The organism is Lactimicrobium massiliense (genome assembly GCF_900343155.1).
In the GTDB taxonomy this organism is placed as follows: Bacteria; Bacillota_I; Bacilli_A; order Erysipelotrichales; family Erysipelotrichaceae; genus Bulleidia; species Bulleidia massiliensis.
Window position 1 is genome coordinate 171,924 of the sequence record NZ_OUNG01000003.1, and the last position, 13,662, is coordinate 185,585.

The following is a 13,662-nucleotide window of genomic DNA, read 5'->3' on the forward strand; positions in this document are numbered from 1 at the left end:
TGAGCTCAGATATCGCCATCTATTTCAAGGCTGATTCAAGAAGTTCTTCTGCGGCCTCAGGGTTAATCACTCGCATCACATTATCTTCTGCATCTTCTTTGCCAAGAAAATTAATACTTCCATACCACAATATTTCTTTATCAATTATTGAAAAATGCTCAGTCAAGCCGTCAACAAGACGAAGATCAAAACCTGAAGAACGAAGCTCATCTAGCAAATACATTCTCGCTTCATTGTTTTCCATGATTCCGTAATTTGTTTTCCAAGTCGCTATTTTCAAATAAATAGTTGATGTACCCGAACAAGTACATCAAGTTAATATCTATAACTTATCATGACTTCAGTTGAGGTGATGATATGCTCGTTAATCAGAATTTCCTGAATTCTTTATCTCCTGTCGAAATTGAATTCATTCGTGTTGGTTTAGAAAAGCTATTCAGAGAGAAAGTAAACTGTACGACAACAAATTACGAGAATCTCTCTTTGCATGTTGAGAAATGTCCTCATTGTGGTTCAACTCACTTTGTTAAGAATGGCTTTAACCCACATAATCGTCAGAAATACAGATGTAAAAAATGCAAATCTGTTTTTATGGCAACAACAGGTACGATGTTTACTCATTCCAGAACAAGCTTTGATATCTGGACTACTTTTATCTCTGGCGAGCTTAACGGAATGACTCTGACTCAGCAGAGTGTAGCTACAGGCTTATCAGTTACTACCTGCTTCAACATGCGTCACAAGTTATATCAGGCTGCAGCAAAGATTCAGAATAATGTGGTCTTAAGTGGAAATGTTGAATTGGATCCTACTTATACCAAAATCAACCTGAAAGGGACCAGGAAGGATAAAATGCCAAGATTCAGCAAACAGCGTGGAAAGCATCGCCGTCATTCAACCAAGCGTGCTTTACCTGGCACCAGCCATCACAAGATCTGCCTGGTAACAGCTATTGATGAGCATGACAATATTCTCTTTAAAATTGGAGGATTAGGCAGAGAGAGTGCAGAAATTCTGAATCAATACAGCTCTCACTTCGCAGCGCATTCAACAATTATCAGTGATGACAGCCATAGCATTCAAACTTTCGTGGGCGATAATCACTTCAACAGTGACATTATTCCATCTAACGGTTATTTAACACCAAAGGGCAATACAGTATCTGAAGTAAACGAGCTTCACTCTGAGCTAAAAAACATGATCAGGCAGAAACATGGTATCAGCACAAGACATCTCCAGGGTTATTTGAATTGGATCGTCATGAAGAAATATTTAAAGTACAGGCTGGACATGCGCAAATGGAAATCAGAAGCATACATGGAAACAATGTTTGAACAGATTCCATTTACCTGTGCGGAGATCCCAAAGCTTAAAATGCCAATTAACCTCTATGAGGCATATAGCTCATGATATTTTGGTGTTTACAGCCTCATCAACTAAATCTTTGAAAATAGCGTTCCAAGTAAGAATGATTATAGAAACACCATTTTCTTGAAGCGGCTTCAGAGTTTGAATCAATTTGCTGATTTTTCGTGAAGAAAGTTCTGGACTGCTGATCACGATTTCCTTATTAGCATTTATTAGATCCTGAAAATATGTTTCTTGGTAAGAATCCATATCAAAGATAAAGCCATGATTTGTCTTTCCGAGCTTACTATCATTTTGATAAATATGGTATCCAATATGCTTATAAGCACGCAAGCGTTTTCCGTACATGCGGTCAAATACCGGGATATGACTGTCAATATAATCATAAACCATTACATTCTGCTTCCCAGGACAGTCCCTGTTTAGACGTCCAGCATATTGTTCAACTACAGATTTTCCTGCTACTGGTGTTGCCATTATCAGAGTATCCAATCTTGGGCAGTCAAAGCCTTCTCCTACTAATTTACCTGTAGCTATCAGTAGCATTGTATCATCTGCAGGAACTTCATTAATATTCTGGTAGGCATAGCGTTTCTCTTTAGCTGGCATATCACCAAGCAGAAGAAAAGTATGATCAGCATATCCGTTCAACTGTTGATATAGAAAATGGGCATGTTCTTTATATTTCGTCAAAATTGCCGGGCTTCTATTTTCATCAATACATTTTTTTGTGTCTGAAACGATCTGATTGTTTCTATTTTTTGAATCTCTGATAATCTCGTATGCCTCATTGATCTTTGGATTGCCGATTCTCAGACTTACAGTACGCGTAAATCTTGGAATAACAATATGATCTATCCCTTGCTCTGCAGCTCTCTCTTTTGCAGAAAATATGAAACGTATTGGACCGATTAACATATAGTTTATTTTCGTCAAGCCATCTTCCCGAACCGGAGTGGCTGACGCACCATAAACATATTTTGCCGCAGATTCTCTAAGAATTCTTTGAATTGTTTCTGAAGCAGCATGATGGCATTCATCTACAATAATCATTCCATAATCCTGAAGCCGAGAAAATGTTTGTTTCTTCCTGAAAACAGACCCTGCCATTGCTATATCAATAATTCCGTTTGTAGTATCTTTCTGCCCTTGCAGAATTCCAACTACGCTTTTTCTTTTACGCAATCTTCCACTCTTTGTTTTATACTCCGGGATTTCTTCATCGACTGTTAAAAATCTGTTGATTGCCTTTTCCCATTGCATGATTAACGAAGACGACTCCAAAATGATTAATGTACTTACTCTTTTTTCAGCCATCAGATCACAGCATACTACCGTTTTTCCAAAAGCCGTAGCTGCGCTGAGAATTCCATTATCAAAAGACAGCATCTCGTTTGCAGCATGTTTTTGATTATCCTTCAAAGTGCCATTGAACTTTACATGTATCGGCTTTCCAATTCTTCTTTGATCGTCAATATGATAAGGTATCTTGAATTCTTTTAATTGATCAAGCAATGCATCCATCAACCCTCTTGGAATTGCAATATATCCATTTACATCTTCACCAAGATATATGTATCGCGACTGTCCGAAATTTGAAAGGTTCATAGCTTGGTTTTTATAGAAAACGGGATTACTGAATGCAGACAGTTTTCTGATTTGATTTTGAATTCTTGGCTCAAGATTCACAGAATCAACATAGATCAAATTGCTCAAAGTAATCTGCATTGTTCCATGAACATCTTCGCGATACCATCGATCATAATGAATCCACGGCCTATCCCTTTTTGCAGTAGAAAGTAATCCCGTCTGATCAATATTGAGAACTGAATCAGCTGTCCACTGTTGAATAAGACGATTTATCTGTTCAACAGATAGTTTTGGCTTGCTGAAAAGAATTGCCATTTGATCAGGATATGCATTCCAGTTTTCATCCACGAATGCACTATTTCCTCTTTTCAGAGCTTCCGGCTGTAAAGGCAGGGCAATCAGATTTCCCAGTCCTCCATGATGCAGATGATTTTGTGTTGGCATCATACGGTCATAATAAGAAAAAGACTTCAGATTAACAGATTCTGCTCCTTTCTTTAATAACGAATCGCCAAAATTTCTTGCCAATGAAGCTGGGACAGGCTTTTCAAAGAACACCCAAATATGAGCACCTTTTCCAGATCTTGATCGTTCTACTAAAGGGTCGATGTTATTAATTGTGCAAATGCGCCGCATTGCATCAACTTCCTGTTTCCACTCATCATCATGATTAGCAAAGTCAGTTTGAGCAGAGCCATTGGAATGATTATCAAAGTCAAAAACAAGGAAACGGCAAGTATCATTTGCATACATGGGATAAATTCCAACTGTCATTTTTCCTAGTAAATGCTTCATTATTACATCTGAATTTACCGGTTTCCAAGAACACATATAACAATTCAGACAGACATATCCTGATCGCTTATCATTCTCACGATTTTCCTTCTTTAGACATCCATCTCTCCAGAAATTATTACATTGCGGATAATATCCCACTTTAGCAGTCTTGCTGACAACACGAAGACTATACACATCCATTCTGCCCCAGAAATAGGAAAAGAAATGATTTGCAATATCTGCATTGACGCGAATAGGCAAAATTCGCATACCTTGATTAGGGTCAATAACCCTAGCTTGCTTTTCTTCCGGGATAATATTGTGATCTAGCAATTCCTTCTTCAATGCGGCATTTTCCGACTTCAGAAAGGCAATTTCCTGCAAAAGCTCTTCTATTCTTTTCTCTATATCCATATTATCCTCTCTCGTGCTGATCAGATAACGAATAGCAATATCAATCTGACATTTTATTTCAGCAAATCTGCCAAAGTAATTTCGCCGTTTTGAACGTTTGAAACACGGGCATATTCCTTAATTGCATCCACGAGCTTGTGAGTATCTGAAAAATAATCTTCTACAAATTCTCGTGTCTTCACATTTTTATGCATTTTCAAATTCTGTTTGCAGAATACGCTCGGTTTCAAGCCAGATTTCTTGTACTCTGTATACTGATCCTCGCTGAAAATTATCAGCATCTCAATTTCAGGTGCAGTGACAACATTGATCACCTCCACTTTTGATTGATATGCTCTGCTTAGTCTGAACCTTTCATTTCTGGAATCAAGAATACGAAGAACTGTGATTTTCTGCTGAAATCCCCGCCTCAGATATCGTCTTTCAAATGAGTCTGCCTCTCTTATTCTCAACGGTTTTTCTTCGAGAAGATCATTACGTTGAAATTTGAGTAAATCCGCATCAAGCAAAAGATTCATGATCGTTTCTTCTGTACTTCCTTCACAAAGACAGGCGATATATCGGTGGAATTTCATTCAAGCCTCCTTTTTAACAGCAGCCTGAATTTTCTTCTTCAGTTCCAGATAAGATTCATACATTGGTACCGTTCCTTCCAGATAGCCGCTCTGATATGCTTCACTCTTCTTTATGTCGTTTCGATGGAGAATGTCAGAAAGATTTTCAACGGTTATTCCGTTTTGATTACGTGTGATGTATATACTGTCATTTCTATCAAATTCATCCAGAAGCTCCGGATAATGTGTCGAAAAGATCAGACTTGCACCATGTGGATTTATCTCCGGGTCCATAAAAAAGCGAACCAATGTTGCAACAATCTCATGGTTAAAGTGATCTTCAATCTCATCAACCAAAACATAGCCGCCATATTGAAGTACAGAAATTACATTATTAAATGTTCTGATTCCCTTGATCGTACCAGATGATAAATATCTATTCAGGTCTTCAATATCATTCAAAAGAATCTCTTCTTTTTCTTTGAAATGAAGATGTACCCGATCCCCACCTTCAACATGTTCAATCCTGATAGATTCTATGCTTGGATCCAGATAATGAATAATCTCATCTGATACATTATCAATAGCCCCTAATTCATTGACATCTGTCATTTGTAATAGGCTTGTCATGAAAATATGATCATGATATTTCCTGTTCATTGATATCACAATACTGACATCATCTGACAGAAATTCTTCATTATCTTTCCTGTTGATCACATTTCTGCATCCTGAAAAATCTGCAATATCCTTTTTTCTTTTGACACTTTTGGCCGGTTTAACGTATAACTGTTCGTCCACAATACAATATTGTCTCTGGGATTTCAAAAAAGAATCATCCGGAGAAATGACAGTATTTAACAGACAAATCTGTTCTTGATTATTGATAAACACAATTTTGAAATCAGATTTTTCTGTTCCGTCAAGAATTGTTCTTGATTCCACATGATTCAGAGAATCGTTATTTAGTATATGCAGCACAAAATCTATCACACGCAATACCGTCGTTTTTCCAGATGCGTTAATGCCAATGATTCCAATTGCGTTATTCAAGTATACATTTGGAAGAATCTGGTAAAGATTGGATAAGGCATCTTTCTGTACTCTTTGCGATGCATAAAAGCGAAGATGAAGATCTTCTTTAAACAGTGGAAGCCCCGATGCTTGAATAGAAATCAATTTCATATATGCACGTCCTTTATATTTAAAACACATGTTCTTGTGGATACATGTATTATTACATGCTAATTTTGCAAAAATCAATAATTAAAACGTATATTACGTTTTTAATATAATTTTACAAAAAAGCAGTATGCACTCTGCATACTGCGCAATTAAAGTTTTAAATCCTTAATGCTTACAGCTTCTCGAATACTGGCAGATAGTCAATCGGTGCATCCACAACGGCATACTGTCCGCCATCGAAGATCGTTCCTGTTCTCTGTTCTTTCCACTTTGCATTCTGTGGCAGATAGACAGACCTGCTGTACTGATTCAGATGCAGAATCGGTGACACAAGGAGTTTGTCTCCAAGCATATACTGATCCTGCAGATTCCAGCATTGCGGATCATCCGGAAATTCATAGAACATAGCCCGCATCAGCGGCGAACCATTTTCTGATGCCTCTTTAAACAAGGAAGAAAGATAATCATGCATACCAACGCGGATATCGTAATACTTCTTCATGATCTTGAAAACGTCTTCGCCATAGCTCCACATCTCATTTGACTGGCCGGTATGCAGATATCCGCCGCCATAGTCACGTTCATCCAGAGCCGGGATATTATACGGACCGCGGTCTCCATGCAGGCGGAATACCGGTGTATATACCGCAAATTCATACCAGCGCACAAGCAGCTGGCAGAAATCGGGATCATTGACATCATCGCTCATGAAGCCGCCGATATCTGTGTTCCACCATGGAATGCCAGCCAGTCCCATGTTCAGCCCTGCCTGCACCTGATCATACAGGGATTCAAAGGTGCTTGGCACATCACCTGACCACAGGACATTGCTGTACTTCTGGCTGCCTGCCCAGCCGGAACGCAGCAGATTGGCGAATGGCTTTCTGCTTAGTTTCTTCATGTTGTCATCGAATGTACGACTGTACATCTGCGGATAGAGGTTGCTGCAGGAAAGCGCCGGTCCTTTGCAATAGCGGTAATGATCAAAGTCATACACACCATAGTCCGGTTCAGAATTGTCCAGCCAGAAGGCATCAATGCCAAGATCATAGTAATTCTGCTTGCATACATTCCAGACATATTCTCGTGTTCTGGGATTGAAGGCGTCAATCTCCACACAATCACCCTGATAGTCATATGTCTGCAGGGCGCCTCTTTCTGTACGGATCAAGAGACCCTTTTCCAGCATATCCTGGAAGTGGATGCTGCGGCGGTCAACCGACGGCCATACCGACACGACAACTTTGATGCCATAGGAATGCAGTTCATCCACCATAGCTTTCGGATCCGGCCAGTATTTAGGATCAAACTGCCAGTCACCCTGCATTGTCCAATGGAAAAAGTCAATGACAATCAGGTCAATCTTAATGTGTTCCCTGACATAGCGTCTTGCCACATCCAGGACTTCCTGCTGGGTACGGTAACGCAGCTTGCACTGCCACAGGCCCATTTCATCTTCCGGGAACTGCGGTGCTCTGCCGGTAACAGCCGTATACTGCTGCAGAATCTGCTTCGGTGTATCACCCGCCGTGATCCAGTAGTCCATCTGTTTTGTTGAACGTGCTGTCCATACTGTCTCATTCTTACCGAAAGTGACATCGCCGACGGCAGGATTGTTCCACAGCATGCCATAGCCAAGACTTGAGACAAGGAATGGCACACTTACCTGTGAATTGCGCTGAGCAAGTTCCAGCGTGCAGCCCTTGAGGTCCATATACTTCTGCTGGTACTGGCCCATGCCAAAGATCTTCTCACCATCATTGCTTTCAAAGCGCACGGTCAGCTGATATTCACTGCCGCCAATGACGCCCTTCCACTCTCTGCTGATGAACTTCAGGCAGCGGCTTTCTTTACTCAGCGTGCCATCATAATTACGGAAATACTCCCGCAGAATCATCTTGTCATCACGATAGAATGTAATAACACCGGCAAAGTTGACCACTGCCTTGAGATGGCCGTTGGTAATGGACGCAATGGGCACAGTATCCCATGAGCCATTCCCCACCCAGTGCTTTTCTTCGGTAATTTCGACATCCGCACGAGAGATTTTAATCGGCTCACTCAGCGCCCAGTTTTCATCATACATTTCAGGATCCATCACTGCCCGGACCCGCAGGGAATTCTCTCCCCAGGCTTCAATACGCAGTGTTTCACCATTATGCCTTGCAATCAATGTATTGTTTTTCTTGAGAAACTGCATGACATATTCCTCCTGATGCCATTGTACCGCGGCCGTTACTGTCTCTCACTTACCGCTTTTTTGTACTTTCCTCATGCGGAATCCACGACAGCACCCGCTGTTTCATACCCGCAATATCCAGCACGCCATATGCAAACCCTTTGCGCACAAGCTCATCCGGCACATAGGCATCATACTTTTCAAAGACAGGCACTTCCTTAGGATACAGAAGTTCCATCGGGTCAAATGCTTTCCGGGCTTCCTCATATGTAATTTGAAAGAATTCTTCCGCATCCACCTGCATCGTAAATTCCAGATAATACGGTCTGGCCGGACTCATGCCTTTCAAGCCAAGCCGCTTGCCGCAGCGGATCTTCAGGAAACGTTCCAATGCCAGAAAGGCATATGTCCCAAGCCACGGGAACAATACCCACATATTGCCGCCAAGAGATATCAGCGGATGGTCTTTCATACCTGCCTTTGCAAACGTCTGCCTGGCTGTCATCAGCCTGGCACAGGCATGCGGCATCAGATACGGATACAGCTTGTCTTCATTCAAAACACCATACATTCTTTCCAGAATGCGGGTATGAATATCACCCGGCACATCACCAAAGTAGGCAGGCACCGTACCTTTGACAAGCGTGCAGTACACTTCACGGCGCTTGTGATCCACCTCATCCACTGCCCAGACACGTCCGGCAATGGCAATCTTGTCACCCACTGGCGGCGGTTTGACAATTGTACCAAGCTCCTGGGAACCGGCATGCACGGTATATTCCACATTCTCCTGGAAGACCGCAAAGAACTTGTAGTTATTGACGTTTTTCTCACCATGAATGCCGACAATCAGGCCGCCGTTCTCTGTTTTGGATATCTGGTCTTTCTTGATCAGATGGCGCAGCAGGACACGGTAATCATCTGTTGAGATACGATGAAAAGCTGTCAAAGGAAGCACGCGGGAGGCCAGCTCACCAGGTGTCATTTCACCCAGGGATGCCAGGGTGCTCATGGTCTGATGATACAGCAGCGAAAAGGGAAGCCTCTCGGTTCTGGGCGGTTCCACAAAACGTTCTTCCAGATACAGTTGCACAAGGGCAATGCCCTGCAGCAGATACCACGGAATCTGCTCTGGCAGAAGTGATCTTGCCTCAGGATGATCTTCACGCATGACAAACCACATCTCAGCAGGCTGTCCCCTTCTGCCGGTTCTGCCCATTCTCTGCAGAAAACCGGACACTGTAAACGGTGCATCAATCTGAAAGGCTCTTTCCAGTTTGCCAATATCAATGCCCAGTTCCAGGGTTGCCGTAGCACATACACTCTTCAGCGATTCATCATCCTTCATCTCTTCTTCGGCACTTTCCCGATAGGAAGATGACAGATTGCCATGATGGATCAGAAAGCGGTCTGGTTCATGATTGACCTCACAATACTGCCGCAGGGTCTGACAGACCAGTTCACACTCTTCCCTGGAATTGGTGAAGATCAGACACTTCTTGCCTTTGGTATGTTCAAAGATGTAGGCACAGCCAGGATCGGCGGCCTCCGGTGCTTTGTCGGTTGGCTCCTCATTGACTGGGGCAGGCATGGTGATCTCTTCGCCTGCATCGGCCTGGGGATCACTGTTGAAGAAGTGCTCCATGGACAGCCGCCACACTTCTTTACCGCCGTCAAAATGCGGAATGATGGTATCCCTGCCGCTGCCGGCAGACAGAAAGCGGGCAGCCTCCTCAGGCTGGCCGATCGTAGCAGAAAGCCCGATTCTTCTAGGGGAACAGCCGGCGGTTTTGCACAGACGCTCAATCAGACAGAACGTCTGCATGCCCCGGTCACCGCGCAGCAGAGAATGAATCTCATCAATGACAATAAAACGCAGATCAAAGAACAGGCTGGGAATCTCCATGTGCTTTCTCATCAGCAAAGCTTCCAGGGATTCCGGCGTAATCTGCAGAACACCGCGCGGCTTCTTCAGCAGTTTCCGCTTTTCAGACTGGGAGGCATCCCCATGCCACTTGGTGATGGGAATATCCGTGTCCTGGCAGAGATCTTTTAAACGCAGATACTGATCATTGATCAGTGCTTTTAACGGTGCAATATAGAGGATGCCAACAGAGCGGGAAGGATTTTCCTGCAGCAGTGTAAGCATGGGAAAGAAGGCAGCTTCGGTCTTGCCGGATGCCGTGGATGCACAAAGCAGTACATTCTTGTCCGTATTGAAGATGGCATCACCGGCCGCATTCTGCACTGCTCTGAGATTCTGCCAGCCATAACGGTAAATATAATCCTGGATAAACGGTGCATAGCGGCTGAATACATCTGACATGGCGCCACCTCCTTTCTGCTGCATCCATCATTGATTGCTATATTGTAAACTCGGCGTACTTCTCATCTGTCTGATCACTGACGGCATCGGATTTCGTATACGTAAACTGATCTGACTGCATCAGTTCCTGCAGATTCATATCCGGATTCTGATACAACAGATCCAGCAGTTCAATGAAGTCACGGATCACCTCACGCGGTGTGATATTCTGATCTGCACCAATACGGGCATATTCCATCTGGATAAAGGATGCCAGATCCTGATCGACAAGCTTTCTCGTATAACCATAGAGATCCGCATGCATATCGGCCAGTTTCTCACACAGCACAAGCATTTCATCTGCAGTCAAAGGATCCAGACGAATCACCGGTGCCAGAAGATCCCGTGCACCAGGGCGGGAGAACTTACCCTCAGCAAGACGGGAGCGCAGTGCTTCATAGCTGTAAATACCGCGGTGTCTGTCCTCCAGCGCCTGCGGCGTCGCACCCATCAGGATGCCAAGATACTTTGCCTTTCCCTGTAAGGCATCGTTGTACATCATCAACATTTTCTCATAGTTGTACTGCCGGGTAATGGCATTGGGAATCTTGGCAATATTCACAAGTTCATCAATCATGATCATCATGCCCGTATAGCCAGCCAGACGGAAAAACATGGCAAACAGCTTGAGATAGTCATACCAGTTATCATCTGAAATGATGATATTGACGCCAAGATCATTCTTCGCCTCAGTCTTTGTGGCATATTCTCCACGGAACCACTTGACAACCTTTGCCTTGGCTTCATCGTCCCCGTCAAGATAGGCATGGTAGTACATACTTAACAGATGGGCGAATTCAAAGCCATGGACAAGCTCACTGACGGAAGATGTCACGGCATAGATTTCCTGATCGACAAGCTTGCCTAAAGCAGGATCACCTGCAGACAGGCCGCTCTTTGCCATAGCTGAAGACTGCACCTGAGAAATCCAGCGGTCCAGCACCAGTGTCAATGCACCGCCTTCCGGTTTTGTCTTAGTGGAAAGATTGCCAATCAGCTCGCGGTATGTTGCCAGTCCCTGTCCTTTGGTACCCATCAATCTGCGTTCCGGAGAGAGATCTGCATCCACGACAATGAAGCCTTTGTCCATGACATAGTTGCGGATTGTCTGCATCAGAAAACTCTTGCCGGCACCATATTTACCGACAATAAAGCGGAAGGAAGCTCCACCCTCGGAAATCAGATCCACATCATGCAGCAATGCCGCAATCTCATTCTTTCTGCCAACCGCAATATAGGGAAGCCCGATACGTGGCACAACGCCGCCCTTCAGGGAATTCAGCACCGTCTGGGCAATTCTTCTTGGCACCTTTCTTCTGATCTCACTCATCTGTCACACTCCCCTTTCAGAATCGAAACAATATCATCCCTGTAATCTTCCTGCAAAGCAAGCTTACCGTCAATGCAGGAAACAGCCGCATCCCCAATCTGCTCAAACAGCGCTTCATTGATCTCATCCGCAATCACTTCCGGCATGCCATGCATGGACGCAATCAGATTTTCCACTGGTTTTCCAGCCACCAGCAAAGACAGGATCTTTACCTGCTGTGCATTCAACAGCGGATTTTCCAATTCTGTTTCTGTATCAGATTGTTCTAATTCTATTTCTTTCTTTTCCTGTGTCTCCTGGATCACTGAAGCTGTATCATCCATTCTTTCCTCATCTGTCATCAGGCTTTCCTGCGTAATCAAAGCATCTTTGCGGATCTCATCCAGAGAATCAAAGTTGATCGCAACCGCAGCCCGCTGTACCTTGATTTTCTCCTGCTGGTCCTGGGCAATCACCGCCTCGATATATAGCGCTGCCCAGTCACTTTCCTTTCTTTCCTTCAAAGGAGCCGAAAGATGCAGATAGGATCGAATTTCCCGGTCACAGGCACGCACAAAGCTGGCAAGCAGTTTCCGCTTAAATGATGCCGGCATATATTTTTCCCTGACCCAATTGCCGTTCTGACAGATCAGGCTTTCATACGCATCAAGCGGATAAACCACATCTTCCTTGCTGTCATTGCGGCGATCATAGATGGCACCAGTCATCGGAAACCAGCTGACCCGCTGTTTCTGACCAAAAACAGTTTCCATCAGATTTTTGCCATCTTCACCACGATACATCTTTAAGGCAATCTTCCACATCCTGGCAAGAAGGGCATGTGCTTCTTGCCGTCTGCCCTGATACACAGCCGCATCAAACCCGCGATAGTGCGCATCATACAGCAGTACAGCGGCAATCTGTTCCTCATTGTAATCATCCGGATTCTGCAGAATCGTAAATGCCTGTCCCTGCTGGATCCGGGCAGGATCCAAACAGCTCTGCACAGTTGAAAGCGGCATCCGCTTCACAGCCGCAAAACCCAGCAGCCACTGACTGACAAGCTGTTTCATCCTGGCTTCGCCATAGACATTGACAACGTTTTCCTGGAATGCCTGCAGACAGACAATACTGTCTTCAGGTGAAGAAGTACCGATCTGATTGAGCAGCTCATACACATACAGATAGGCAAAGACGGCATTTGTCTTCCGGTATTCACCTTTGCGTACCTGTGTGCGCCAGGTGAAATACCCCCGCAGCTGCGCTGGTGTCAGATCATGATAAGTCGGATTATATATTTTGATTTCACCATCCCATGGCACATCATCCTCATAGTCTGCCATCATTTTCCCCTGCCTGAGGAAACTGCGGCATTTCCAGGAAAAAGAGCCATCTCCATACTGATAGCTCTGCATCATGGCAAGAATTCTTGCCGGCACTTTTTCATAAGAAACGCCATTGGCAAAAGGAATGACAGATGCCTGATATTCCTTTTGAACGGGATGTTCGTCCAGCACAATCGTATAGCCACGTGTTTTCAGAGATTTCATTGCCTGATCAAACAGTGAGAAAACATATCCGGCATCCGTATCTGCGTCAAAGCGGATACCTGTCCATCCATCCTGTTTCATACGATAGGGAGGTCCCGCATAGGAAACATGCTGACCAGTCAGGAATGATACTGGACAGCGGATATCCCCATACTCCAGGACTTCACCGGTTTCCCGGTCTGTTTCACGCAGCAAAAGACTGACACACTTGCGTTCCCGGGGATCCACCAGAAGAAACGTGGATTTTCCAACGGAATAACAGAGACAATGATATTTCTTCTTGGCATATGCTGTCAGATCCTTTATTTCCATGTCTTAAACCTCACTTCACGATGATAGAAAATCCGGCAGGTAAAATGGCACTGCCGGAC

9 protein-coding genes are annotated in these 13,662 nt (G+C 44.0%); 1 reads left to right on the plus strand and 8 read right to left on the minus strand.

What is annotated here, in order from left to right; translation table 11 throughout:
• Window positions 1-19 precede the first annotated feature (19 nt).
• On the minus strand, window positions 20-244 hold the full coding sequence (locus tag DHU66_RS06610) for a phospholipase D-like domain-containing protein (RefSeq protein WP_108775088.1): 225 nt from the start codon (window positions 242-244) through the stop codon (window positions 20-22).
• Window positions 245-357: 113 nt separating this feature from the next.
• Here DHU66_RS06610 and DHU66_RS06615 point away from each other — a divergent pair, with 113 nt between their 5' ends.
• Window positions 358-1,410, plus strand: a complete 1,053-nt coding sequence (locus tag DHU66_RS06615) for an IS1595 family transposase (protein ID WP_108773885.1) — start codon at window positions 358-360, stop codon at window positions 1,408-1,410.
• Here the strand turns inward: DHU66_RS06615 and DHU66_RS06620 are convergent.
• The 7 genes from DHU66_RS06620 to DHU66_RS06650 form a co-directional block, all read right to left on the minus strand.
• On the minus strand, window positions 1,405-4,149 hold the full coding sequence (locus DHU66_RS06620) for a TOTE conflict system archaeo-eukaryotic primase domain-containing protein (RefSeq protein WP_108775089.1): 2,745 nt from the start codon (window positions 4,147-4,149) through the stop codon (window positions 1,405-1,407). The two genes, DHU66_RS06615 and DHU66_RS06620, sit on opposite strands and share 6 nt — an antisense overlap.
• Window positions 4,150-4,202: 53 nt before the next feature.
• Entirely contained in the window at window positions 4,203-4,724 is a 522-nt protein-coding gene (locus DHU66_RS06625) for a hypothetical protein (protein ID WP_108775090.1), read from the minus strand.
• Complete coding sequence (locus DHU66_RS06630) at window positions 4,725-5,888, minus strand: AAA family ATPase (protein ID WP_108775091.1); 1,164 nt, start codon at window positions 5,886-5,888, stop codon at window positions 4,725-4,727. It abuts the gene before it with no gap.
• Between the two features lie 172 nt (window positions 5,889-6,060).
• The gene (locus tag DHU66_RS06635; protein WP_108775092.1) at window positions 6,061-8,088 is read right to left on the minus strand and encodes a glycoside hydrolase family 31 protein; all 2,028 of its coding nucleotides are present in this window, start codon (window positions 8,086-8,088) and stop codon (window positions 6,061-6,063) included.
• A gap of 49 nt (window positions 8,089-8,137) precedes the next feature.
• A complete protein-coding gene (locus DHU66_RS06640) occupies window positions 8,138-10,393 on the minus strand; it encodes a DEAD/DEAH box helicase (RefSeq protein WP_108775093.1) in 2,256 nt (751 codons plus the stop codon).
• Window positions 10,394-10,430: 37 nt separating this feature from the next.
• The gene (locus DHU66_RS06645) at window positions 10,431-11,762 is read right to left on the minus strand and encodes an ATP-binding protein (RefSeq protein ID WP_108775094.1); all 1,332 of its coding nucleotides are present in this window, start codon (window positions 11,760-11,762) and stop codon (window positions 10,431-10,433) included.
• The gene (locus tag DHU66_RS06650; protein WP_108775095.1) at window positions 11,759-13,603 is read right to left on the minus strand and encodes a TerB N-terminal domain-containing protein; all 1,845 of its coding nucleotides are present in this window, start codon (window positions 13,601-13,603) and stop codon (window positions 11,759-11,761) included. The genes DHU66_RS06645 and DHU66_RS06650 overlap by 4 nt, the downstream gene beginning before the upstream one ends.
• Between the last annotated feature and the right edge of the window lie 59 nt (window positions 13,604-13,662).